A 410-nucleotide genomic window follows, 5' to 3' on the forward strand; every position below is an offset into this window, starting at 1 on the left:
CCGCAGCGCCTGCATCGCAGCCTCGCTGGGGCTCGACAGCTCCCACAGTGGATTCTCTTCGCCAAGCCCATCTTTACTTTCCAGGACTACGCCATGACTCTGACGGGCACCATGCTGATTGGTCAGCACTCCATTCCAGGCAGCCGCGAGGCCATCCGGGCGATCAATCCTGCCACCAACCTTGCGTTGGAACCCGCCTACGCCGGCGGCACCGCCGAACATGTCGAACACGCCTGTGCGTTGGCCTGGAGCGCCTTCGATAACTATCGCGAAACGCCGTTGGCGGCTCGCGCCGAATTCCTTGAAACCATCGCCAACGAAATCGAAGCCCTGGGCGATGAACTGATTGAACGGGCGATGGCCGAGACCGGCCTGCCCCGCCCACGCATCCAGGGCGAACGCGGGCGCAC

Annotated in this window: 1 protein-coding gene; it reads left to right on the forward strand. The window is 63.7% G+C overall.

Going from position 1 to position 410, the window contains the following annotated elements; genetic code table 11:
* Positions 1-93: 93 nt before the first annotated feature.
* Positions 94-410, forward strand: a 317-nt coding sequence (locus HX846_RS27625) for an aldehyde dehydrogenase family protein (RefSeq protein ID WP_178966508.1), incomplete at its 3' end; no start/stop codon positions are given.

This window comes from Pseudomonas sp. K5002 (assembly GCF_013386655.1).
Lineage (GTDB): Bacteria > Pseudomonadota > Gammaproteobacteria > Pseudomonadales > Pseudomonadaceae > Aquipseudomonas.